Annotated in this window: 26 protein-coding genes; 14 read left to right on the top strand and 12 right to left on the bottom strand. The window is 60.4% G+C overall.

The window, feature by feature from the left end:
• On the top strand, window positions 1-1779 hold the full coding sequence (locus LCM4573_RS00680; RefSeq protein WP_116285263.1) for an IlvD/Edd family dehydratase: 1779 nt from the start codon (window positions 1-3) through the stop codon (window positions 1777-1779).
• 45 nt (window positions 1780-1824) lie between these two features.
• Here LCM4573_RS00680 and LCM4573_RS00685 read toward each other — a convergent pair whose 3' ends face one another.
• Window positions 1825-2748 (bottom strand): alpha/beta fold hydrolase, encoded by a 924-nt coding sequence (locus LCM4573_RS00685; RefSeq protein WP_071003944.1) that lies wholly within the window; start codon window positions 2746-2748, stop codon window positions 1825-1827.
• A gap of 81 nt (window positions 2749-2829) precedes the next feature.
• On the opposite strand from LCM4573_RS00685, the gene LCM4573_RS00690 reads away from it, so the two are divergent.
• Window positions 2830-3423 carry a TetR/AcrR family transcriptional regulator gene (locus LCM4573_RS00690; protein WP_071005062.1) on the top strand — a complete coding sequence of 198 codons (594 nt, stop codon included), beginning with the start codon at window positions 2830-2832 and terminating at the stop codon, window positions 3421-3423.
• Here LCM4573_RS00690 and LCM4573_RS00695 read toward each other — a convergent pair.
• Both LCM4573_RS00695 and LCM4573_RS00700 read right to left on the bottom strand, forming a co-directional pair.
• A complete protein-coding gene (locus tag LCM4573_RS00695) occupies window positions 3420-4187 on the bottom strand; it encodes an SDR family oxidoreductase (RefSeq protein ID WP_116285264.1) in 768 nt (255 codons plus the stop codon). The genes LCM4573_RS00690 and LCM4573_RS00695 overlap by 4 nt on opposite strands.
• Before the next feature lie 235 nt (window positions 4188-4422).
• Window positions 4423-5463: a glutamine synthetase beta-grasp domain-containing protein gene (locus LCM4573_RS00700; protein ID WP_071003946.1), complete on the bottom strand. Its 1041-nt coding sequence runs from the start codon at window positions 5461-5463 to the stop codon at window positions 4423-4425.
• A 130-nt stretch (window positions 5464-5593) separates the two neighbouring features.
• Between LCM4573_RS00700 and LCM4573_RS27870 the strand changes: the two genes are divergently transcribed.
• The 5 genes from LCM4573_RS27870 (at window position 5594) to LCM4573_RS28845 (ending at window position 9657) form a co-directional block, all read left to right on the top strand.
• Entirely contained in the window at window positions 5594-5806 is a 213-nt protein-coding gene (locus LCM4573_RS27870) for a hypothetical protein (protein WP_131818923.1), read from the top strand.
• A 71-nt stretch (window positions 5807-5877) separates the two neighbouring features.
• A complete protein-coding gene (locus LCM4573_RS00705) occupies window positions 5878-6069 on the top strand; it encodes a DUF2735 domain-containing protein (RefSeq protein WP_071003947.1) in 192 nt (63 codons plus the stop codon).
• Between the two features lie 200 nt (window positions 6070-6269).
• Window positions 6270-8390 carry a TonB-dependent siderophore receptor gene (locus LCM4573_RS00710; protein WP_198539670.1) on the top strand — a complete coding sequence of 707 codons (2121 nt, stop codon included), beginning with the start codon at window positions 6270-6272 and terminating at the stop codon, window positions 8388-8390.
• Between the two features lie 19 nt (window positions 8391-8409).
• Window positions 8410-8922: a hypothetical protein gene (locus tag LCM4573_RS28840; RefSeq protein ID WP_338012566.1), complete on the top strand. Its 513-nt coding sequence runs from the start codon at window positions 8410-8412 to the stop codon at window positions 8920-8922.
• Between the two features lie 12 nt (window positions 8923-8934).
• On the top strand, window positions 8935-9657 hold the full coding sequence (locus LCM4573_RS28845; RefSeq protein ID WP_338012567.1) for an MFS transporter: 723 nt from the start codon (window positions 8935-8937) through the stop codon (window positions 9655-9657).
• Window positions 9658-9669: 12 nt separating this feature from the next.
• Here the strand turns inward: LCM4573_RS28845 and LCM4573_RS00720 are convergent, their stop codons facing one another.
• Window positions 9670-10749 (bottom strand): siderophore-interacting protein, encoded by a 1080-nt coding sequence (locus LCM4573_RS00720; protein ID WP_071003948.1) that lies wholly within the window; start codon window positions 10747-10749, stop codon window positions 9670-9672.
• Window positions 10750-10904: 155 nt separating this feature from the next.
• On the opposite strand from LCM4573_RS00720, the gene LCM4573_RS28010 reads away from it, so the two are divergent.
• The gene (locus LCM4573_RS28010) at window positions 10905-11060 is read left to right on the top strand and encodes a hypothetical protein (protein WP_157895475.1); all 156 of its coding nucleotides are present in this window, start codon (window positions 10905-10907) and stop codon (window positions 11058-11060) included.
• A 19-nt stretch (window positions 11061-11079) separates the two neighbouring features.
• Here LCM4573_RS28010 and LCM4573_RS00725 read toward each other — a convergent pair whose 3' ends face one another.
• Window positions 11080-12438: an MFS transporter gene (locus LCM4573_RS00725; RefSeq protein ID WP_071003949.1), complete on the bottom strand. Its 1359-nt coding sequence runs from the start codon at window positions 12436-12438 to the stop codon at window positions 11080-11082.
• 311 nt (window positions 12439-12749) lie between these two features.
• Here LCM4573_RS00725 and cyoA point away from each other — a divergent pair, with 311 nt between their 5' ends.
• The 5 genes from cyoA to LCM4573_RS00750 all read left to right on the top strand — a co-directional run bounded on the left by cyoA (window position 12750) and on the right by LCM4573_RS00750 (window position 17769).
• Window positions 12750-13934, top strand: a complete 1185-nt coding sequence (gene cyoA, locus LCM4573_RS00730; RefSeq protein ID WP_071003950.1) for a ubiquinol oxidase subunit II — start codon at window positions 12750-12752, stop codon at window positions 13932-13934.
• A 28-nt stretch (window positions 13935-13962) separates the two neighbouring features.
• Window positions 13963-15966, top strand: a complete 2004-nt coding sequence (gene cyoB, locus LCM4573_RS00735; protein WP_071003951.1) for a cytochrome o ubiquinol oxidase subunit I — start codon at window positions 13963-13965, stop codon at window positions 15964-15966.
• Window positions 15967-15970: 4 nt separating this feature from the next.
• Window positions 15971-16594: a cytochrome o ubiquinol oxidase subunit III gene (gene cyoC, locus LCM4573_RS00740; RefSeq protein WP_071003952.1), complete on the top strand. Its 624-nt coding sequence runs from the start codon at window positions 15971-15973 to the stop codon at window positions 16592-16594.
• Window positions 16591-16998 (top strand): cytochrome o ubiquinol oxidase subunit IV, encoded by a 408-nt coding sequence (gene cyoD / locus LCM4573_RS00745; RefSeq protein ID WP_071003953.1) that lies wholly within the window; start codon window positions 16591-16593, stop codon window positions 16996-16998. Before cyoC ends, cyoD begins: the two co-directional genes overlap by 4 nt.
• Window positions 16999-17076: 78 nt before the next feature.
• Complete coding sequence (locus tag LCM4573_RS00750) at window positions 17077-17769, top strand: SURF1 family protein (protein WP_244505198.1); 693 nt, start codon at window positions 17077-17079, stop codon at window positions 17767-17769.
• On the opposite strand, the gene LCM4573_RS00755 is transcribed toward LCM4573_RS00750, so the two are convergent.
• From LCM4573_RS00755 to LCM4573_RS00765, 3 genes are all read right to left on the bottom strand, one after another.
• A complete protein-coding gene (locus LCM4573_RS00755) occupies window positions 17766-18578 on the bottom strand; it encodes an enoyl-CoA hydratase/isomerase family protein (RefSeq protein ID WP_083347259.1) in 813 nt (270 codons plus the stop codon). The genes LCM4573_RS00750 and LCM4573_RS00755 overlap by 4 nt on opposite strands.
• 108 nt (window positions 18579-18686) lie before the next feature.
• Entirely contained in the window at window positions 18687-18929 is a 243-nt protein-coding gene (locus LCM4573_RS00760) for a hypothetical protein (RefSeq protein ID WP_071005068.1), read from the bottom strand.
• Window positions 18930-19103: 174 nt separating this feature from the next.
• Window positions 19104-19322: a helix-turn-helix domain-containing protein gene (locus LCM4573_RS00765; protein ID WP_071003955.1), complete on the bottom strand. Its 219-nt coding sequence runs from the start codon at window positions 19320-19322 to the stop codon at window positions 19104-19106.
• 265 nt (window positions 19323-19587) lie between these two features.
• Between LCM4573_RS00765 and LCM4573_RS00770 the strand changes: the two genes are divergently transcribed.
• Window positions 19588-20007, top strand: a complete 420-nt coding sequence (locus LCM4573_RS00770; RefSeq protein ID WP_071003956.1) for a diacylglycerol kinase — start codon at window positions 19588-19590, stop codon at window positions 20005-20007.
• Here the strand turns inward: LCM4573_RS00770 and LCM4573_RS00775 are convergent.
• The 4 genes from LCM4573_RS00775 to LCM4573_RS00790 all read right to left on the bottom strand — a co-directional run bounded on the left by LCM4573_RS00775 (window position 19988) and on the right by LCM4573_RS00790 (window position 23257).
• Complete coding sequence (locus tag LCM4573_RS00775; protein WP_083347260.1) at window positions 19988-21940, bottom strand: LTA synthase family protein; 1953 nt, start codon at window positions 21938-21940, stop codon at window positions 19988-19990. The two genes, LCM4573_RS00770 and LCM4573_RS00775, sit on opposite strands and share 20 nt — an antisense overlap.
• A 167-nt stretch (window positions 21941-22107) precedes the next feature.
• Window positions 22108-22506, bottom strand: a complete 399-nt coding sequence (gene mnhG / locus LCM4573_RS00780; RefSeq protein WP_071003957.1) for a monovalent cation/H(+) antiporter subunit G — start codon at window positions 22504-22506, stop codon at window positions 22108-22110.
• The gene (locus LCM4573_RS00785; RefSeq protein WP_071003958.1) at window positions 22503-22784 is read right to left on the bottom strand and encodes a K+/H+ antiporter subunit F; all 282 of its coding nucleotides are present in this window, start codon (window positions 22782-22784) and stop codon (window positions 22503-22505) included. Before LCM4573_RS00785 ends, mnhG begins: the two co-directional genes overlap by 4 nt.
• Complete coding sequence (locus LCM4573_RS00790) at window positions 22781-23257, bottom strand: Na+/H+ antiporter subunit E (RefSeq protein ID WP_071003959.1); 477 nt, start codon at window positions 23255-23257, stop codon at window positions 22781-22783. Before LCM4573_RS00790 ends, LCM4573_RS00785 begins: the two co-directional genes overlap by 4 nt.
• Between the last annotated feature and the right edge of the window lies 1 nt (window position 23258).

A 23258-nucleotide genomic window follows, 5' to 3' on the forward strand; every position in this document is an offset into this window, starting at 1 on the left:
ATGAGCGAAACCACCAAGCGCCGCCTGCGCTCGCAGGACTGGTTCGACAATCCCGATCATATCGACCTGACCGCGCTCTATCTCGAACGCTTCATGAACTACGGCGTGACGCCGGAGGAATTGCGTTCGGGCAAGCCGATCATCGGCATCGCTCAGAGCGGCAGTGATCTCACCCCTTGTAATCGGGTGCATATGGATCTCGCCAAGCGGGTTCGCGACGGTATCCGCGATGCCGGCGGCATCCCGATCGAGTTCCCAACCCACCCGATCTTCGAGAACTGCAAGCGCCCGACGGCTGCACTCGATCGCAACCTCGCCTATCTCGGCCTGGTGGAAATCCTCTACGGATATCCGCTTGATGGCGTGGTGCTGACCACCGGCTGCGACAAGACCACGCCGGCCGCGCTGATGGCGGCTTCGACGGTGGACATCCCCGCAATCGTGCTTTCCGGCGGGCCGATGCTCGACGGCTGGCACGAAGGCGATCTCGTCGGCTCGGGCACTGTCATCTGGCGCATGCGCCGCAAGTTCGCGGCAGGCGAGATCGATCGCGAGGAATTCATGCAGGCGGCGCTCGATTCGGCGCCCTCCGTCGGCCACTGCAACACCATGGGCACGGCCTCCACCATGAATGCCATGGCCGAGGCGCTCGGCATGTCGCTCACCGGCTGCGGCGCCATTCCCGCCGCCTATCGCGAGCGCGGCCAGATGGCCTATCGCACCGGCCGCCGCGCCGTCGAGCTGGTGTTCGAGGACCTCAAGCCTTCGGACATTCTGACCCGCGAAGCCTTCCTCAACGCCATTCGGGTCAATTCGGCGATCGGCGGCTCCACCAATGCCCAGCCGCATCTCGCCGCCATGGCCAAGCATGCCGGCGTCGACCTCTACCCCGACGACTGGCAGGTGCATGGTTTCGATATCCCGCTGCTCGCCAACATCCAGCCTGCTGGCGCCTATCTCGGCGAGCGCTACCACCGGGCCGGCGGTACGCCGGCGATCATGTGGGAACTCCTGCAGGTTGGAAAGCTCGACGGCGACTGTCGCACCGTCACAGGCAAGTCCATGGCTGAGAACCTCGAAGGCCGCGAAGCGACGGACCGCGAAGTCATCCTTCCTTTCGATCAACCGCTCAAGGAGAAGGCAGGTTTCCTGGTGCTGAAGGGCAATCTCTTCGACTTCGCCATCATGAAAATGAGCGTGGTTTCGGACGATTTCCGCGCGCGCTATCTCCAGGAGCCGGGCCGCGAAGGCATATTCGAAGGCAAGGCAGTCGTCTTCGACGGTTCGGAGGACTATCACAAGCGCATCAACGACCCCGAACTCGGCATCGACGAAAACACCATCCTCGTTATCCGTGGTGCCGGTCCCCTCGGCTGGCCGGGTTCGGCGGAGGTCGTCAACATGCAGCCGCCAGATCATCTCTTGAAGCGCGGCATCAGGAGCCTGCCGACCATCGGCGACGGCCGCCAGTCCGGCACCGCCGACAGCCCTTCGATCCTCAACGCCTCGCCAGAAAGTGCCGCAGGCGGCGGCCTCGCCTGGCTGAGAAACGGCGACATCATCCGCATCGACTTCAACCAGGGCCGCTGTGACATGCTGGTTTCCGATGAGGAGATTRCAAGACGCAAGGCGGATGGCATTCCGGCAGTTCCAGCCGATGCCACGCCCTGGCAGCGCATCTACCGCAAGTCCGTCACCCAGCTTTCGGACGGCGCGGTGCTGGAGGGGGCGGCGGACTTCCGGCAGATCGCCAAGACCATGCCGCGTCACAATCATTGACRCGATATCGAGCAAAAAGGGCGGCTTCGGCCGCCCTTTCTCGTTTCAGCCGACGGCTTTCAGCTCGGCGCCATTCCTGTTCCGCACATGCCGGGGCCAGGGATTGACGCCGTCGCGCAGCCAAAGAAGCGTATCGAGCCAAAAGCCGGCAGCATGCCGTGAATGGAAAAGGCTGAAATGGCCGATCTGGTCATATCCCAGGTCAGCCGGCGAGAGATGAACGGCTGTCCGATCGCAACCCTCATAATAGTCCAGAGCTCTCTCCACCGCGCGCGGCGTACCGATTTCGTCGTCGCTCATCGAAATGGCGAGAATCGATGCAGAAACCTCTGCAAGGCGGCGGAGATAGACTGCGCGCTTTTCCTCCGGATAGCTCAACTCCATACGGGCGCGCCGGAAGCTCCATTCGTTCGCCACGCCTGCCGGAAGGTCCTCAAGCCAACCCAACCGCCGCCCCGGAAAATAGCCCAGGAGAGCCGTCGCCACAGGCATCACCACATGCCATTTCAGGAAAAGCCGCGCTCTCCGCGAAGCTGCGTAGTCTGGCCAATAGGCATATTGCGCGCCGACCGTCAGCATCCGGTCAACGAGAAATGCGCTCTGCGCCAGCCCCGGCAGAAAACCTCCTATGCTGTGGCCCACCACCATGAGAGGGCCATTCCATTCCACGCTCGCCAGCCGCAGCGCCGCATCGAAATCATACTCGCCCCAATCGCTCCAACGGTAGCCRCAGCCTCTGAGGCTCGCCGGCCGGGATGCGCCGATGCCGCGATAGTCATAGGTGAGAACCGTGAATCCGTGCTCGRCCAGGAACTGCGCATAATAGTGGTAGTATCGCGCCCGCACTCCCGTTGCCGGATTGATGACGACGGTTCCCTCTGTCGAACGCGGCTCCGCCGACCAAAGGTGGCCGGCAAGACTCACGCCATCGGCGCAATCGATTGCAACGGGTCTTCCCTCGACAGCCATGAAAACACTCCCCAGGCGCTCCAAAAAAGCTAAGGCAAGATCGCCATTGTGTATATTCACTGGTCGGTATACTTTTATCGCATGGCAAAGACCGAAACCGACACCCGGGAGCGCATCGTCGCGACCGCCGCGAAGCTGTTTTACATGAGCGGCGTTCGCGCGGTCAGCATGGACGTCATCGCCGAAAAGGTGGATTTGACGAAGCGTACCCTCTACTACCATTTCCGGAGCAAGGACGACCTGATCGCTGCCTATCTTGAAGAGCGGGACCATCCGAACCTTGCCCTCTTCCAGCGCTGGTATGAGGAAAGTCCGGGAACGGTTGCAGACAAGGTGGAAAGCCTCTTTCGCAATCTGGCGCAAGCGGCGCGCCACACGAAGTGGCGCGGATGCGGCTTTCTCCGCACCGTCGCCGAACTTGCGGACATGCCGGGGCATCCCGCAGTCAAGGCCGCCACGATCCACAAGAAACGGGTAGAGGACTGGCTTGCCGACGCACTCGAAGCCGCGTTGCCAGGCGCGGGGTCGAGAATCTTGGCGCGGCAGGTGATGCTGCTCATGGACGGCGCCTTCGCAGCCGCCCTCACCCATCGCGATCCCGGCTACATGGAGACCGCAGGCAGGGCGGCCGCCACCCTCGTCCGTGCGGCCGAAACCACCAGTGGCGGCGCCTAGATCACCGCGCTCATCCCACCATCGACATAGATGATCTGGCCGTTGACGTAATTGGAGGCGTCCGACGAAAGGAAAACGGCAGCGCCCACGAGCTCTTCCGGCTTGCCCCACCGGCGCGAGGGCGTGCGGCCCTTCACCCACGCGTCGAATTGCGGATTGTCGATCAGCGCCTGGTTCATGTCGGTGAGCATATAGCCGGGGCCAATAGCGTTCGCCTGGATGCCATGCTCGGCCCATTCCGCCGCCATGGCCTGCGTCAGCGTCTTGATCCCGCCCTTCGCCGCCGTATAGGGTGCAACGGTCGCGCGGCCGAGCCCGCTCATCAACGAGCCGATATTGACGACTTTGCCGCGTTTGCGCGGCAGCATACGCCTTGCGGCTTCACGGGAGACGATGAAGGCGCTGGTAAGATTGGTGTCGATCACCCTCTGCCAGTCGGCGGTTGCGAGTTCCACGATCGGCTTGCGATACTGGACGCCCGCATTGTTGACGAGGATATCCACCTCCACGCCATCGGCATCGAGTTTCTCGAAAGCGGCCACAACCGAGGCTTCGTCCGTCACGTCGAAAGCGGCGGCGCGGACGGAAAAACCCTCCCCGCTCAGCGCGGCAGCGGCTTCCTGCAGCCGTTCCGCATTGACGCCGTTGAGGACGACGGAGGCACCGGCCTCAGCAAGCCCTCGGGCGATCGCATACCCGAGACCACGAGAGGAACCGGTAACGAGGGCCGTGCGGCCTTCGAGGTTGAAAAGCGAATTCGGCACCAGGTTTCTCCCATCGAATGCACGGACAAAGTATGCCGAAGCCATAAGCGGCCGTGCCTGCCACGTCCAGCCCGAATGGGGATCAATCGGTTCGTCTAGGAAGGGATTGCCCGATGGGCATGGCTGAGCGCCGTCTATTGACAGCGATAACAGCCTTCCGGCCCCGGCAGATCAGGAAGTCATGAAAAAGCGGCGCGGAAAACCGATCCGCGCCGCTCGTGATCTAACCTTAGTCTTAGGCAGCAGCCGAAGCGTAGCCTTCGGTCGGGACTTCCGAGATCGTCTTCAGAACCTGGGAAGCGATCTGGTAGGGGCAGCCCTGCGAATTCGGGCGGCGATCTTCGAGATAGCCCTTGTAGCCGTTCTTGACGAAGGAGTGCGGAACGCGGATCGAGGCGCCACGGTCGGCAACGCCGTAGGAGAACTTGTTCCACGGAGCCGTTTCGTGCTTGCCGGTCAGACGCTTGTCGTTGTCCGGGCCGTAAACGTTGATGTGATCCATCAGGTTCTTTTCGAACTGCGCCATCAGCGCTTCGAAATAGGCCTTGCCGCCGACTTCGCGCATGAACTTGGTGGAGAAGTTGCAGTGCATGCCCGAGCCGTTCCAGTCGGTGTCGCCGAGCGGCTTGCAGTGATATTCGATGTCGATGCCGTACTTTTCGGTCAGGCGCTGCAGCAGGTAGCGTGCCATCCAGATCTGGTCGGCGGCCTTCTTGGAGCCCTTGCCGAAGATCTGGAATTCCCACTGGCCCTTGGCCACTTCGGCATTGATGCCTTCGTGGTTGATGCCGGCGGCGAGGCAGAGGTCAAGGTGCTCTTCGACGATTTCGCGAGCGACCGGGCCGACGTTGGCAGCGCCGACGCCGCAGTAATACGGACCCTGCGGAGCCGGATAGCCCTGCTCCGGGAAGCCGAGCGGACGGCCGTTTTCGTAGAAGAAGTATTCCTGCTCGAAGCCGAACCAGGCATCTTCGTCGTCAAGGATGGTGGCGCGGCTGTTGGACGGATGCGGCGTCACGCCATCCGGCATCATGACTTCGCACATGACGAGGACGCCATTGGTGCGGGCCGGGTCCGGGTAAACGGCGACAGGCTTGAGAACGCAATCCGACGAGCGGCCTTCGGCCTGCATCGTGGACGAACCATCGAAACCCCAGAGCGGGAGCTGTTCGAGCGTCGGGAACGCTTCAAATTCCTTGATCTGCGTCTTGCCGCGAAGGTTCGGGGTCGGGGTGTATCCGTCGAGCCAGATGTACTCGAGCTTATATTTCGTCATTTGAACTCTCTCATAACTGATGCTGCAACGATGAGCACACATCCTGGCCAGACCGCCGCCGAAGCACGATCCGCCATCGGATGACCAGTACGAAGCATTTTGCGTGCCAGTTGCCCATCGAACGAACCGGATGGCCGTTTTCGAGGCATTTCCCTTCGCCGGATCGGCACAATCGCAACAGTTTGAAGAGTTGTTTTCCGCTTTATCCGCCGCACACCATCACGAGCGACCGGGCTTCATGGAAAATTTCGGCCACAAGAACTCCTCGCTGCCGCAAACGTTGGCAGCAGGCTCGTCATCGGGCGGGCACGATGCCCGCAATAGTGACAGTGAATGGCCATAAAGAGTGCAATTGCGCAAAATATGTGCTAACTCTCTATTCCGTCGAACCACCCATGGATGGGAGGGATTTAGATGAATGCTAATTCCGAACGCGTCTCGGCAAAGATCTATCAGTTTCCGTTGAAGGGCCTGCGCCCAAATCGGGACCTTCAGCGAGCCCGACCCGATATAGACGCTGCCGCGGCGGATTTCTCGGATGCCGCATTTGGCGGCTGCTGGTACCATGAGGAAGCCATCAAGGATTCCCGGCAAGACCGCGACTGATGGGCCTTAGAGCATTTCAATCCATCCGCCGGCGAATCTGGCCGGACCACATTGTCCCTCGACACCAGCGCAGGTGAACGGTTGCAGTTCGACTACACGGGAATGTTTTCGCTCCAAACACGCCCTTCCGCGCCTCCATATAGTTGACAAACGCACTCATATTTGTGAGTGGCCTCCCCATTGACAGTGGGGAAAATGCCATGAAGTTCACAATGCGCCTTGGGCTGCTTTCGGTAAGTATCGCTGCGATTTCATGCAGTTGGGCAAATGCCCGGGATGGCGATCAGGGGACCGTCCTGGAAACGATCACCATCCAGGCCGAAAGCAATGAAATCCTCGTTCAGGATGGGTATGTCGCCAAATCGGACCGTATCGGCACCAAGGTCGATACGCCGATCGTGCAGATTCCGCAGGCCGTCTCGGTGGTCACCCAGAACCAGATCGAGGATCAGAAGCCGCGAACGCTGAACGAGTCGCTGAGTTACACGGCGGGTGCCAATCCCAACACCTTCGGCTTCGATTCGCGTTACGATGCCTTTTACCTGCGCGGCTTTCCCGCATACTACAATGGCATGTTCCGCGATGGGCTGAAGCAATTCAACGGACCCTCCGCATGGTTCCGCACGGAGCCTTACGGCCTTGAAGGCGTCACGGTCCTGAAAGGACCCGCCTCTTCTCTCTACGGCGTCAGCGGTCCGGGCGGCATCGTCAATCTCGTCACGAAGCGGCCGAAGGACGAGGAATACAGGGAAGTTGAGCTTCTAGTCGGCGAGCACAGCCGCTTCCAGGGCGGCGTCGACGTTTCCGGCCCCGCCGATGAGGACGGCACGCTTCTCTACCGCTTCACCGCGCTCGGCCGTAAGAGCGATACCCATATCGACGGCTATCCGGATGATACCGGCTATATCGCACCGGCCTTCACCTGGAAGCCGGATGAGGACACCAAATTTACGCTCCTCAGCGAATTTTCCCGCAGCGTTACTGGCAGCACGGCATTCTTTTACAATCCGTCACTAGGGATAGTATCAGATATTTATAGCGGCGACCCCACTTGGAACGACTTCACCACAAGACAAGGTCGCATCGGTTACGAGTTCGAGCACCGTCTCAATGACATCGTGACGCTGCGCCAGAATCTGCGTTACCACGCTGTTGATGCCGACCTGAGGTATAGTGGGTTCTGCACCCATCCGGATGAATTAACATACTATGGTTGCAGCTATCCCGGGCGAAGCTGGGGGCATTACATAGAAAAAGCAAAGAGTTTCGCAATAGATAACATGGCGCAATTTGAATTCGACATGGGACCCGTGAGTCACACGGCAGTCGCGGGATTCAATTACATTTGGACCGACTATAGCGCCCGCTCCGCGTCTTCTTACGTATCATCCTCTGACATCCGCGTGCAGCCTTTCTACTTTGCTGGCAGTCAAAGTATGAACCAGTACGGACTTTACGTCCACGACCAAATGGAATGGAACAATTGGACGCTCTTCCTCAGCGGACGGCAAGACTGGGTCGACTCAAACAGCATTAGCCCTAGGTTAGTTGAAACTGAAACAACTGACAGCGCTTTTTCCGGACGTGTGGCCCTGTCCTACAAGACTGAGTGGGGGATCATTCCTTACGCAAATTATTCAACCTCCTTCTCACCCAATGTTGGCTTTGTCTACGACGGTGTAACCGGTGAACGTCGAGTCGCACGGCCAACGACTGCAGATCAGTTCGAGTTCGGCGTGAAATACGAAATCCCGGATACCAATGCCGTCATCAGCGCGAATTACTTCGACATCAAGCAAACGGACGGCGTCGTGTTCGAAGGCAATTACGATACTGATCGAAATCAGATTCAACGCCAGCTCGACCTGCATTCGCGCGGCATCGAACTCGAGGCGAACGCCTCCTTCGACAACGGTTTCAGCCTGATCGCCTCCTATACCTACATGCAGATGGAGATCGACAAGGGCCTTGCCGGCACGGTCGGCAAAGAGCTTTCAGGGACACCCAATCACATCGCCTCGCTCTGGGGGCATTATCTGGTGCAGGATGGTCCCCTCGCCGGCCTGGGCCTCGGAGCGGGTATCCGCTACGTCGGCAAGAGCTACGGGGACGACCAGAACACGTTCGAGAACGATGCCCGCGCCCTGGTGGATGCGGCAGTCTCCTACGACTTCGGCTATCGCAACCCCGATCTCAAGGGCCTGACACTGCAGGTCAACGCAAAGAACCTGTTCGACACCCGCAAGGCGAGCTGCTCAGCAGCCAATTGCTACTGGGATGAAGGCCGCACCGTCTTCGGAAGCCTGCGTTACCGCTTCTGATATCGGAGATACGTGAACCATGAACCCGGCCTCGCCGCTCGTTGTCATCTCCGGCATAGCCGGGCTCTATATCGCCCAGAGTGTCATCGGCGGCGTGACCTGGGCGGGTCTACCCGCCGTCATGCGCAGCCAGGGCGTGCCGCTCGACCAGATCGGCCTCGTTTCCTTGATCGCCCTCCCCTGGGCGCTCAAGTTCCTGTGGTCGCCCTTCATCGAGCGGTTTCGCCTGCCGCTCGACGGCCGCAACCGCTCGGCCGTCATCGTCGCGGTCGGCGGCGCCATATGCGTCGCCGGCCTCCTCCTGACCGGGGTACTCAGCCCTGCAAATGCGTTTCCCTTGCTCGCCTGCCTGACGATCGTCGCCTTTGCGGCCTCGACGGTGGACATCGCCTGCGACGGCTTCGCGGTTCAGACCCTCTCCAAGGCGCAGCATGGCTGGGGCAATGCCGCCCAGGTGGGCGGCGCCTATCTGGGTTCGGCGATCGGCGGCGGGCTTTTCCTCTACCTGGTTAGCGCGTTCAACTGGCAATAAGCATCCTGGGCCATGGCCGCGCTTCTCGTGGCTCTCGGCCTTCCCTTCCTGTTCGGCGCCGCCCGCGACCTGCCGAAGGAAAAGCGGGAACACGTCCCCTCGCTCGCCGCGGCCCTCAAGCGGCCTGAACTCCGCCGGGGGCTCCTCGTCTCGGCCATCTTCGTCACCGCACAGAAGACCTCCCTCGGCATGATCGGCCCGTTCCTCGTCGATTCAGGCTTCGATGTCGCGACGATCGGCCTGCTCAACGGCCTCGGCAGCATTTTCGTCGGGCTCGGCGCCGCCCTGCTCGGCGGACTTTGCGTCAGGATCTGGGGCGTCCGGACCATACTCGTCGCCTCCCTCTTCCTGCAGGCGCTGTTCCTCGCCCTCTTCTGCTACGGCGCCTGGACGCGAGCCTTGCCGGAAAGCCTGCTTATCGTGGCGGCGATCGGCAGCTCGTCAGGCGTTATGGCCTTTGGGTTCGTGGCTCTGTATGCGCAATTCATGCGCTGGTCGGACCCGCGCCAAGCGGGTGTCGATTTCACAATCTTCCAATGCATGGATGCGCTGGTCAGCCTCGCCGGCGGCGTGGTGGCTGGGCAGATCGCCAATGCCTTCGGCTACGGCGTCTTTTTCGCCGGCGCCTGCCTTCTCGCCATCATCGCTGCACCGGCAATTGCACTAACGGCAAAACCAGAAAGCGCTACCGCCGATGTGGCTGGAGCGGTTCAAGGTAAATGGAAGCAGTTCTAGGGCCGCGTAGGTTTACGCGGCCTCCTTGCGGGCTTCATCCCCTTCGGCGCCCCGGCGCCAATAGGCCACCACGAGCTGCCGCTCCTTGGGGATTCCCCATTCCTTGCGGACGATTTTCCTGATTTCCTTGAAATCGGAAAACTCGCAGCCCGCCCACACATAAATGTCTTCCGGCAGCGTCGAGGGGTCGATCTTCCGCAATGTTTCCGAAAGCAGACCTGTCGTTCCGGCTGGCCGTCCGGCGCGGAAAAGCCAGCGAAGCGATGCGTTCTTGGCGGGAAGCGCCTGAACGTCCTCCGGACCATTCACCTCGATATAGACCTCCGCGCGGCGATCCTCCGGCAGGTTGTCAAGCATGCGCGAGATCGCTGGCAGAGCCGTATCATCGCCGAAGAGCATGACATTGGCCGCCTCCGGAACATTCTCGCCGCCTGGGCCGATCATGCCGATGACATCGCCAGACTGCGCCGTCTGCGCGAAAAGAGCCGCCGGCGTCTCGAGGCCCGGATGAAGCACGAAATCGATGTCGAAAAGGCCGCGCTCAACGTCGATGGAGCGGATCGTGTAAATCCTCACCGTCAGCGCATCCTCGCCCTGCGGCCAGTTGAGCAACCCGTCGCCGCTGACGGTCGGCCAAACGGGCGTGCGCCCCTGCGGGGGAATGAGAATCCGCACGTGAAAACCACCTACGGCAAAACGGGCAATATTTTCAGCGGAAAAACGAAGCCGCTGCATATGCGGGGTAATGCGCTCCGACGAAACCACGGTTATTTCGCGGAAGAAGACTGGAACCGTCGAAGTGTTGCCGTCACCCGACCAGCTTATGCCTTCGGTGGAGCCCAGATATTCCTGCATGTGATGGGCGACGTCCATCTTCATATAGGAAAGGCAGGTCTCGTCCGCCGCAAACACTCGAATCTTCAGACGCCGATCTCGAAGCTCCATCGAAATAGAGCCGTAGTGCAGGCGAAACTGCCATGTGTTCTCCTCCGCCGGGGAAACCAAGAATTCTTCATGGTCCTGATGCATCCTCGTCGCGGCAGTTGCGGCGTCGTCGTGCTCGATCAGGGTCTCGGCGATAAGTTCGTTCATGGGGCGAAATCCGGCTTCCTCTTCAGCTTCAGGGTGGCACCTTGGCCGCACCTTAAAGCGGAGTGGAATTAACAAGTTTTCGCCTCGGTCCGCAACTGTGATTTTGCGGTAGTGATGCGCAGCCGGCAAAAGGCACTCTCTCTGGAACGAAGAGGGTGGAACCGGGCAGCCTCGGCAGGCATTACCAGGTCATGAGCAAGGACAATCCCCAAGCCAGACGCGGCATGACAACGTTCGTGATCGCCATATTCGTGATCGCGGTCATCGTAGCGGCCATCTACATCGTCGGATTCACGCCCGGCGAGCCGTAATAGCCGCCTCGCCCCTCCATCACCTCCGGCCGGCGGCGGCAGGCGCGGACGACTCGTCGCTCTGATCCAGCGCGCGGCTGACCGTGAGCGCGATGATCGTGCAGATCGCACCTGAAATCAGGTAGCCGCCGATGAAGATGATGCCGAAATTGCTGGCAAGCCCCAGCGCGACCAGCGGCGCGAAGCCTGCGCCGATGAGCCATGCCAGGTCGGAGGTCAGCGCAGCGCCGGTATAGCGATAGGTCTGGCTGAACCGGAAGGAGACCGAGCCCGACGCCTGACCGAAGGAAAGACCGAGAATGGCAAATCCGATGATGATGAAGGCGTCCTGGCCGACGCTTCCTGCATTCAGCAGGAAGGGCGCGGAAAAGCTGAAGATCGCGATGATGATCGCGCCGATCATCAGCTGGCTGCGGCGGCCGATTCGGTCGGCAAGCAATCCGGAGATGATGATCGTGCCGACACCGACGATGGCGCCGAAGACCTGAACCACCAGGAACTGGGCGGGAGACTGCCCGCCATAAAGCGTGACCCAGCTCAAGGGAAAGATCGTGACGAGATGGAACATGGCAAAGCTCGCCAACGGCACGAACGCGCCGAGCAGAACATCGCGTCCATGCAATCTCAACATTCGGAAGACCGGCTGCGGCTGAAGCTCATTGGCGTCCAGAAGCTCGCCGAATTCGCGGGTCGCGACGATTCGCAGGCGTGCAAACAGCGCCACGACATTGATCGCGAAAGCCACGAAGAACGGATAACGCCAGCCCCAGCTCAGGAAATCCGCATCCGAAAGATTGGCCACGAAATAGCCGAACAGCACGCTTGCAAGGGCAAAGCCGAAGGGCGCGCCGAGCTGAGGCACCATTGCGTACCAGCCGCGGCGATTCTTCGGAGCGTTGAGCGAAAGCAGGGATGCAAGGCCGTCCCATGCCCCGCCGAGCGCAAATCCCTGACCCAGGCGAAACAGCGACAGCAGCGCGACCGACCAGAGACCGATGCTCTCATAACCCGGCAGGAAGGCGATCGAGGCGGTCGACCCGCCCAGAATGAGCAGCGCGATGGTAAGCTTGGTACCCCGCCCGTAGGTGCGGTCTATCCACATGAAAACCAGCGAACCGACCGGCCTTGCCATGAAAGCGAGCGAGAAAACCGCAAAGGAGCAGAGGGTGGCGCTAACCGGATCGGCCACGAAGGGGAAGACGAGTCGCGGAAAGACGAGGATCGAAGCAAGGCCGTAGACGAAGAAATCGAAGAATTCCGACATGCGACCGATGACCACGCCGATGGCGATATTGGCGGGCGAAACCGGCTTGTCGTCGTGGATGCGGCGCGCATCCCTTTCCATCGAAGTAGACGTAGGATTGGTGGCCGTGGCCATGAATGCGTCCTCCTTGCGTTCGCCTCCTCTGCAAGATGTTGATCAAACACGCGACGAGATCAAGGATCAGAAGCAAAAAACCTCGCTTAATACGCGAAGAAGGCCACTGGTCGTCTTCATCTTTCGTCCTAGATCATCCCGCTAGAGCGGGAAGTGGGGCGCACTCGCTTCGGTGGTGCGGCACACTTGAAATTCCGGACGCTCGTATATTGCGGCGCGACAGATTGCTGCAGTGCGACGAACGACCTCATTCCAGCTCAGACATTGCCTCGCTACTGCCAAATAGACGAAACGCAAATTTCGAGCTCCAGATGCCACGTTTGTTCAAAACGGCCGCACGCCTTTCTGCCCTCCCGTTACTTTTAGCCCTGACCGGCTGCGACATGGTCGTCATGTCGCCGTCGGGCGATATCGCCTCCCAGCAGGCGAACCTCATCATCATAGCCACGGTATTGATGCTGCTGATCATCGTGCCGGTGATCGCCCTCACGCTCTATTTCGCCTGGCATTACCGCCACTCGAACAAGAGTGCGAAATATGATCCCGATTGGCACCATTCCACTCGCCTTGAAGTCGTCATCTGGTCCGCACCGCTGGCGATTATCATCGCGCTCGGCGCGGTGACCTGGATCAGCACTCACAAGCTCGATCCGTATCGGCCGCTCGATCGGCTGGATGCGGAACGCCCGATTCCCGCCGATGCCAAGCCTCTCACCGTCGAGGTCGTGGCGCTCGACTGGAAATGGCTGTTCTTCTATCCCGACTACGGGATAGCCACCGTGAACGAGATGGCGACACCGGTCGATGTGCCGGTCAATTTCAAGATCACCTCCTCGTCCGTGATGAACTCCTTCTACGTCCCCGCCATGGCCGGCATGATCTATGCCATGCCAGGCATGCAGACGCGCCTCCATGCGGTCATGAACCGGGAAGGCCAGTTCGACGGTTTCTCCGCAAACTATAGCGGAGACGGCTTCTCGCATATGCGCTTCAAGCTGCACTCCTTGGATCAGGCCGGCTTCGACGAATGGGTCGCCCGCGTGAAGAGCCAGGGAACCATGCTCAACCGCGATGCCTACCTGAAGCTCGAAAAGCCGAGCGAGCGCGAACCGGTCCGCTACTATGCCAGTGTCGAAAACGGGCTTTACGAAGCCGTGCTCAACATGTGCGCCCAGCCCGGCCAGATGTGCATGAACGAAATGATGCACATTGACACCATGGGCGGCGCGGGTCGGGAAAGCCACGAGAACCGCGAACGTCTTCAATACGACAGCCGCCGTTCGACAGAGGCCGGCACCGCTGCGACCTTCCCGGCGACCGGCAACCCCGCCCGCAGCCCCGAACCGGCCGAGGGCGTCGATACGCAATCCGAAGAAAATCCGCAGTCCCAGGGCGAACCGCAGATGGATCATGGCGAACACCATGATCCGCAGGCGCCGGATGCCCAGAACCCTGGGCAGGACCAACTCAACACCGATAGCAATAGCCAGCCTTAGGCCGGCGATGATGTAATTGGATCACGCCATGTTTGCAGATTCCAACCTTATGCAGTTCATTTTTGGAAGGCTGACATTGCAGTCCTTCCCCTATCACGAGCCTATTCTCGTGGTTACCTTTGCCGTGGTGGCGATCGGCGGTATCGCGCTTCTGGCGCTGATCACCCGCTATCGTCTCTGGGGCTATCTCTGGAAAGAGTGGATCACCAGCATCGATCACAAGAAGATCGGCATCATGTACGTGATCCTCGCGCTCGTCATGCTGCTGCGCGGCTTCGCCGATGCGATCATGATGCGCGCCCAGCAGGCGATCGCCTTCAACGGCAATGAAGGCTATCTCAACCCTCACCATTACGACCAGATCTTCACCGCTCACGGCGTGATCATGATCTTCTTCATGGCCATGCCCTTCGTGACGGGCATCATGAACTTCGTGGTGCCGCTGCAGATCGGCGCCCGCGACGTCTCCTTCCCCTTCCTCAACAACTTCTCGTTCTGGATGACGACGGCAGGCGCGGTGATCATCATGATCTCGCTCTTCGTCGGGGAGTTCGCCCGCACCGGCTGGCTCGCCTATCCGCCGCTTTCGGGAGCCGATTACAGTCCCGGCGTCGGCGTGGACTATTATATCTGGGGGCTCCAGGTCGCCGGCATAGGCACGACATTATCGGGCATCAACCTGATCGCGACCATCGTCAAAATGCGCGCGCCGGGCATGACCATGATGAAGATGCCGATGTTCACCTGGACATCGCTCTGCACCAACGTCCTGATCGTCGCAAGCTTCCCGATCCTGACCGCCACGCTGGCGTTGCTGACACTCGACCGCTACGTCGGCACGAACTTCTTCACCAACGACCTCGGCGGCAATCCGATGATGTATGTCAACCTCATCTGGATCTGGGGCCATCCGGAGGTCTATATCCTCATCCTGCCGGCTTTCGGTATCTTCTCCGAAGTCGTGGCGACCTTCTCCGGCAAGCGCCTCTTCGGCTATGCCTCGATGGTTTACGCCACGGTCGTCATCGTCATCCTCTCCTATATCGTATGGCTCCATCACTTCTTCACCATGGGTTCGGGCGCCAGCGTGAATGCCTTCTTCGGCATCACCACGATGATTATTTCGATCCCGACGGGCGCCAAGATATTCAACTGGCTGTTCACCATGTATCGCGGCCGCATCCGCTACGAAGTGCCCATGCTGTGGACCGTCGGCTTCATGGTGACCTTCGTCATCGGCGGCATGACCGGCGTCATGCTGGCGGTGCCTCCGGCCGACTTCGTGCTCCACAACTCGCTCTTCCTGATCGCCCACTTCCATAACGTCATCATCGGCGGCGTGGTCTTCGGGCTGATGGCGGGCCTGGTCTACTGGTTCCCGAAGGCCTTCGGCTACAAGCTCGATCCGTTCTGGGGCAAGCTCTCCTTCTGGTTCTGGTTCATCGGCTTCTATGTCGCCTTCATGCCGCTCTACGTGCTCGGTCTGATGGGCGTGACCCRCCGCGTCAGCCAGTTCGAGGACCCGTCGCTRCAGATCTGGTTCATTATCGCCGCGTTCGGCGCGGTGCTGATCGCCTGCGGCATCGCCTGCTTCCTCATCCAGCTCGTCGTGAGCTTCCTGAGGCGCGACGAACTGCGCGACACGACCGGCGACCCCTGGGACGCCCGCACCCTGGAGTGGTCCACGTCCTCTCCTCCGCCGGAATACAACTTCGCCTTCACGCCGGTCGTTCATGACCATGATTCCTGGTACGACATGAAGAAGCTCGGCTATTCCCGGCCTATGACCGGCTTCAAGCCGATCCACATGCCGAAGAATACCGGCACGGGCGTCATCCTGGCCGCACTCAGTGTCGCCTTCGCCTTCGGCATGATCTGGTACATGTGGTGGCTGGCGGCCCTGTCTTTCGTCGCCATGCTGGTCGTCACGATCGGCCATACCTTCAACTACAAGCGTGACTACTACATCCCGGCCGAAACCGTTGAAAAGACGGAAGAAGCCCGCTCCAGGCAGCTCGCGGAACAGGCTTGATACGATGAGTGAAACCACAATCAACGAACGGGAAGAACGGCAGTTCTATCTGACCGAGGAGGAGCATCATCCGGAGGGCAGCACCCTTCTGGGCTTCTGGCTCTACCTGATGAGCGACTGCCTGATCTTCGCTGTGCTTTTCGCGACCCATGGGGTTCTCGGCCGTTCCTATGCGGCCGGCCCCTCCCCCGCCGATCTGTTCGACTTGCCGCTCGTGGCGATCAACACGGCAATGCTCCTCTTCTCCTCCATCACCTATGGCTTCGCCATGCTGGAAATGGAGAAGAACAGGAAGGGAGCGACGCTGGCCTGGCTCGGGATTACCGGCCTGTTCGGTCTGGCCTTCCTTGCGATCGAACTCTACGAGTTCTACCACCTGATCCATGAAGGTGCCGGCCCGATGCGCAGCGCCTTCCTCTCCTCCTTCTTCACGCTCGTCGGCACCCACGGCCTGCACGTGACCTTCGGCATCATCTGGCTGGTGACGCTGATGGTTCAGGTCTCCATGCACGGGCTGATCGAGGAGAACCGCCGCCGGCTGATGTGCCTCTCGATGTTCTGGYACTTCCTGGACGTGATCTGGATCGGCGTATTTTCCTTCGTTTACCTGATGGGAGTTCTCGGATGACACCCCAACCCCACGCTCCTGCCCATGAAGATGCCGCCGCGACCCATCACGGCCACAGCCACGGCCACGGCGCCGGACACGGCACCTTCAAGGGCTATGTCACCGGCTTCGTCCTGGCAGCCATACTGACCGCGATCCCCTTCTGGCTCGTGATGGGTGATGTGCTGGAAAGCAAGCTCCTGACGGCCTTCTTCATCATGGGACTCGGCGTAGTTCAGATCGTCGTGCACATGGTCTGCTTCCTGCACATGAACCCGCGTTCCGAAGGCGGCTGGACGATGATGGCGCTGATCTTCACCCTCGTGCTTGTGGCCATCACCTTGGCCGGCTCGCTTTGGGTCATGCATCATCTCAACGCGAACATGATGCCCATGTCGCCCGAGATGATGAAGAACATGCCCTGACGGTCATCTCACTCCCGGCTCGCCATGTCCCTGCCTACTGACGAAACAATGCCCGGCCGCTCGCGCCGGGCACGCTTGATGCTCGCCAGCGCAATGGCGGTGCTGACGATCGTCTTCATCGCGCTCGGCACATGGCAGGTGCAGCGGCTCTTCTGGAAGCTCGATCTTATCGAACGGGTAGAAAGCCGGATAAATGCCGAACCGCAGGCACCACCGGCTCCGGCCCAATGGGCATCGGTTAACGTTCGGGACCACGAATATCTTCGTGTGACGGTGAGCGGCCGTTTCCGCCATGAACTGGAAACGCTGGTCCAGGCGGTGACCGAACTCGGGCCGGGTTATTGGGTCCTAACTCCTCTCGAGCTGGCTGACGGCACCGCCATTCTCGTCAACCGCGGCTTCGTTCCCGGCGACCGCCGCGATCCTGCCTCTCGCGCCACAGGTCAGATAGAAGGCCCGGCGAACGTCATAGGCCTCCTGCGCATGACCGAGCCGGGAGGCGGTTTCCTGCGTGCCAACGATCCCGCGAATGACCGCTGGTATTCGCGCGATATCGCGGCCATCGCGATAGCCAAGGGCCTTTCGAATGTCGCGCCCTATTTTATCGATGCCGACGCCACGCCCAATCCGGGCGGTTTTCCGGTGGGCGGCCTGACGGTCGTACGCTTCCGCAACAGCCATCTCGTCTATCTCGTCACTTGGTATGTTCTGGCGATTATGTCGGCAGCCGCCGGCGTCTATGTTCTCCGGCGGTCTCGGGACGACCACTAACGGGAAAACCTGGGCGGCCGCTTCTCGGCGAAGGCCGCAAGGCCCTCTGCATAATCGTCCGAGCCAAAGATCGCGCCGAGCGCCTGCCGCTCTAGCTCCAGCCCATCCGCGAGCGGAAGTGCATGACCTTCGTGGACGACCCGTTTCAAAACCTGCGCCGTCGCCGCCGAGCGGGATCCAAGCAAGGCCATGTAATCCGCGACCGCCTCGTCCAGATCCTCATCGGGAACGCAGGCGTTCACGAGCCCAGTCTCGTAAGCCCTCCGGCCCGATATCGGCTCGCCCGTATACATCATGTCGAGCGCGCGGGAGATGCCGATCAGCCGCGGCAGGCGTTGGGTGCCGCCGGCACCGGGGATCGCGCCGAGACGCGATTCCGTGAGGCCGAGCGAAGCGCCTTCCGCCGCGATCCGGATATCGCAGCCGAGTGCGAGTTCGAGGCCGCCGCCGAGCGCCACGCCGTTGATGGCGGCCACTGTCGGTACCGGCGCTGCGGCAAGCGCATTGACCGCCGCATTGATCGCGCGATTGTGCTGATAGCGCCCGGCCGCGTCCATGCCTTGCCGTTCCTTGAGGTCGGCGCCGGCACAGAAGCCGCGCCCCTTGCCACGAACGACGATAGCACTCGCGCCGGCCGCGAGCGCGCCGTTAACCGCCTCGGTCAATGCCGCGACCATCGTGGAACCCAGCGCATTCAGCCGTTCCGGCCGGTTCAGCCAGATGACCGCGGCCCCGGTTTCCAGGGTTTCGACCAGAATATCTCCGTTCTGCGGCGGAGCGACATTCGTCTCAGGCATTCTGTCGGGCATGTTCTTGTTCCTCCCAGACAGATGGGTGCCATTCTTTAGAGGTGGAGTAAACACCCGGACTTGAGCGGTTCGGGAGACGCGAAACAGGAGCCGCTCATGGCTTGCGGATCAGAACTCGCTGGTCGGATTGAAATCCGGATCATCGTCGTCGGGGGCAAGCAGATCCACCAGCTGCGCAACCCGACCGCTCGGTCTCGTGCGCCCCTCGCTCACCAATGCTTCCTCGCTGTTGATCCATGCCCAGGCTTCGGCAAGCTCCGCCGGGGTGGCGCCCGTCGCGATGATTTCGGCGATCAGCATTCGATCGACCGGGCCGAGTACCGCCGTCACGTTTTCCGAGGTCATGCTCATACGGAACTCCTTCATTTCACGGAAATGAACGGTGTCCCGAAACATATAGTTCCGCAGCCGACCGCTTCCAGCCGGGTGGATGAAAACCGATCCGGAGGAATTTTTACCTCGGCTGAACGCTTGAACTGAGCAACGCGAGAGCGGGCTGCATCAGTCCGCTCTCAAAAGGGCAAATTAATGCGCCGACGGCAATTGGAGCGCCGTCGCGACACGTTTCAAACGGCCCGGATCAGCATCCCGGCCTTCTTCGATTGCTTCGATTTCGCTGGCAGTCAGTCCACAGGTCAAAGCCAGATCCTCGACGCTGTAGCCGGCATCCCGCCTGGCTTCGGCGATAATGCTCGCGATGGAAGCTGACTGCGAGGACTCAAAACTCTTCATTGAAATTGTCATGGATTACTCCTTTGGAGAACCGGCCAGAAGGTCGGTAAAAAGGGCATCAGCCCAAAGGATGCAGCGCAGCATCTGGTGCCGGATGCCGGGCAAAGATAGGTAGTTTGATCCCGCAAGCCAATACCCGGCAGCTGGTTGCTTTACATGCTTTTGAAAAAGCATTGTTTTCCAATATCCTGCTTGTCGAAACGCAGAGAATGTGCCGCTCGGTATTGAACCCTGGGGCTTGCAGCCGATAATAGGACAAGTCCAGCGGAGCCCCGCCATGCCAAACGATTCCATGCCGATACAGAAGCGAAGCGGCATTGCCCATGCCTTCGCCGCCCTGCGTTTCTCCACCTCCGGTGCCTGCCGGATCTGGCGTGAGACGGCGTTTCAACATGAGGTGATCGCGATAGCCGTCGCCATGGCGATCTATGCTCTCATCGGCGCGGACGTTTTCGTCTTCGTCGTCAGCGGCATCCTGTTCCTGATTCTGATCGCGGTCGAAGCGCTCAACACGGCGATCGAGGAAATCATGGACCGCGTATCGCCGGAGTTTTCGATCACGGCGCGCAATGCAAAGGATCTCGGCTCCTTCGCGGTCCTCTGCCTGYTGGCTGCCAACGGATTGTTCTTCGCCTACGCGATGTACGAGTTGCTGACCGCCCTCGATCTGGAAAGCCTTAGCTGGTTGCCCCTATAGCCTCACCCTCTTTTCGGCTTTCCATGCCCTGTCTGAGCAACCAGTCGAAGCCGGGGAAGAATCGCTCCCGAGCATATTCGGCACCGAACATCATATCGTATTGAAGAAGACGATAGTCGCTCAATGCCTGGGGCAACGCTCCTCCGTCCAGCCAACCCGGCTTCGAGCCGCCGTCCCTAAGGCCGAGCATGTATCGGTCCACGATCGAATAGTTCTTCCGAACCTCGCCGAGGACGCCGGTATAGAAGGGATCGCGGAAGCCGGCTCCCTTCACCGCATGGTAGGGAAGCTGAGCCGGACTGATGGAACCGAGCCCCGTCACGACACCAGTCCTGGAAGACCAGACCACCAGCGGGGTTTCGTGTTCGCGCTTCATGACGTCGAGCTCCGCCCGGCGGGTAGCGACCATGTCCCGCATGTAGCCGCTTTCCTGGAATGTGGGCCCCAAAGGCGGCAGATGATCGCCAAAAAGGATGACGATCGTTTCCCTTTCCCGGGCGCGTGCCCAATGCATCAGTGAAGCTAGACTGTTATCGGCCTGCCGCACGCCCTCGACATAAGTTGCGAAGGATTGCAAAGCACGTTCCGAAAGCCCGCTCTCAATCTCCGTCCTCAGCGCACCATAGCGGTCGCTTTCATACGGACCATGTCCCTGCAAGGTCACCGCAAACAGGAAGAACGGCTGGTCGGAGGCTTCTCCCTTGACCATGATCTGGCGCATGAGCGCCTCATCGGCCGCGAACTTTCCGTGCTTTTCCAATTCCGGCAGGTCTGCCTGAGCCAGGAATTCGTCGAAGCCTAGCGCCTTGTAGACATTCGTCCTGTTCCAGAACCAGCCTTCGAACGGGTGGATCGCGATCGAGCGATAGCCCTCGCCGCGGAAGAAGCTCGCGAGCGAGGGAAGCGGCCTGCGGATATATTGCTGGTATGGGATGCTTCCCTGGGGAAGGAAGGCATTGGAAAATCCCGTCAGCGCCTCGAACTCAACATTGGCGGTCATGCCGCCGAATTCGGGAGAGAAGACGTTACCGGATTGATGTGCGCGGATCGTCGGCATGGGATCGGGTTCGAGGTGTACTCCTGGCAGTCGCGTAGGGTCCCAAAGCGATTCGCTCATGATCATGATGACGTCCGGCCGCTCGCTGCGATCCACCGCAAAGGCGTCCGCCGCCAGCGGCACATCGGCGATGGCATCCGCACGATACCCGGAAGGAGCGGCCACCTTGAGCATGGGAAGATTGAACGCCAGCGCGATGAGAAAACCATTGTGGCGGTAATTGGCGTTCTGATCCCACATCATGGGAAGGATCGACAGCCGGTCCCTGATCCACGAATATCGATCGTATTGTGCAAGCGGTATGCAGCTTGCGAGCAGCGGGACGGCTATCGCAAGCCGCAGCAGCCGCCCGCGCGTGTTTAGCTTCGGAAAGCGAGTCCAGGCGAAAAGGACCGCATAGGCGAGGATGCCGATCGCCAGAAGGAAAACCACGCCGATTCCGAGGGCTGCGAGCGGGCGCGCATCGACGATCACCGGCAGGAGCTCCAGGATCTGGCGTGCGAACAGCAGATCCGAAGGATAGAGCGGGTCCGACAGGAAAAGCTGCTTTTGAGCGGAGAAGAAGGCGAGCAGCAGAACCACCGGCGCGATCAGCAACAGCGAGCGATAGGCCGCGCCCAAAATCGCATCTCCGGCAAACAGCATGAGCGCCACGAGTGCAACCGTCGCAGGACCGGCACGCGAGGTCGAAACCACGAATTCCGGAACGCCTTGGAAAGCCCCTCTGGCGATCCATTCCACGGCCACTACCAGCAGCATGGCCAGCAGGCAGCAATTGAACGAAACCAGCAGGTTTTCGATCAGCCTGCCGCGCAATCCGGCAGCGGCGATCGCCGCCCGCCCCGAAAAATTTGCTCGGGGCGTCTCCTCTGGCATTACATCGCGCAAATCACTGGCTCCTGCTGTATTTTACCAGCCAGTGACTGTCATAAAACTGTCATGGAAGCTACCCGAAGCGCCGCTTCCGGGTTCACATCTCCCGCGAATATCATCACGATTTGGCGGAACGGCGAGACACCGCCACAGCTTCCCGAAGCCGGACCTCAGTTATCGGCCGGGTGGGTTTCTCCATCCTCTTGAACGGGAAGGCTCGCCTTCTTCTTTTCCGGCGCATAGCCGGTGTTCTCGGCGCGATCGCGGTGAAGCGCGGCGCGCGCAAGCAGCATGAAGGTCACGGGCGTGGTGACTGTTATGAAAAGCCCGATCAGCACCTCATGGACGACTAGGCGCGACTCGGTCACGGTAAAGAAGATCATCGATGCCAGCATGACGCCACCGACGCCCCAGCTCGTGCCGAGGGTCGGGGCATGGATGCGCTCGTAAAAGGTCGGCAGCTTAAGGAAGCCGATGGCGCCGATCAGCGTCAGCGATGCGCCGATCAGCAGGAAGAAAGCAACTCCGATTGCCGCCCAGAGCGGCAGGTCGGCCGGGGCCAATATCATTCGATCACCTCCCCGCGCATCAGGAATTTGGCGAGCGCCACCGTCGCAACGAAGCCAAGCATGCCGATCACCAGTGCCGCCTCGAAATAGATGACGCGGCCCGTGCCGATGCCGAAAGTCACCAGCAGCAGCATGGCGTTTACATAGAGCGCATCGAGCCCGATGATCCGATCTTGGGCGCGAGGCCCCCGGAACATGCGGACGAAAGCGACCGCCATCGCAGCGGCGAGCATCAATTGTGCAATAGAGACCGCAGTAAAGAGGATGATGGCGCTCATGCGAATATCTCCATCAACAGCTTCTCGTACCGATTTTTGATCGTGTCGATCCACTGCTCCTCGTCGACGAGATCGAGCACGTGCAGCAATACGGTCCGGTCGTGGGAGTCATATTCCAGCCATGCCGAGCCTGGTGTGCTTGTGAGGATCACGGCAAGCAGGGCGAGCGCCGTCCGATCCTCGATCTCCAGGGGCAGGAGCAGAAAGCTCGACGTATGCCCTTTCGGCCGCCCGCGCAGGATGACGGAGGCCACCGCCAGATTGGAGCGGATGATATCATAGAAGGCGACGCCGAAGAGTTTGAAGAGCAGGTGCCAATTCCTGATTTTCGGCTTATCCGGGCGAAGCGAAGCCATGCCCCAGGAGGCGAAGACGGCAACCAGCGTGCCGAGCACGAAATGGCCCAGCGTGAAGCCGTTGAGCAGCAGCCACATGAGGATGAGGAAAACAGTTAGTATGGGATAGGGCAGCATC

The organism is Rhizobium sp. LCM 4573 (assembly GCF_001854865.1).
Taxonomy (GTDB): domain Bacteria; phylum Pseudomonadota; class Alphaproteobacteria; order Rhizobiales; family Rhizobiaceae; genus Neorhizobium.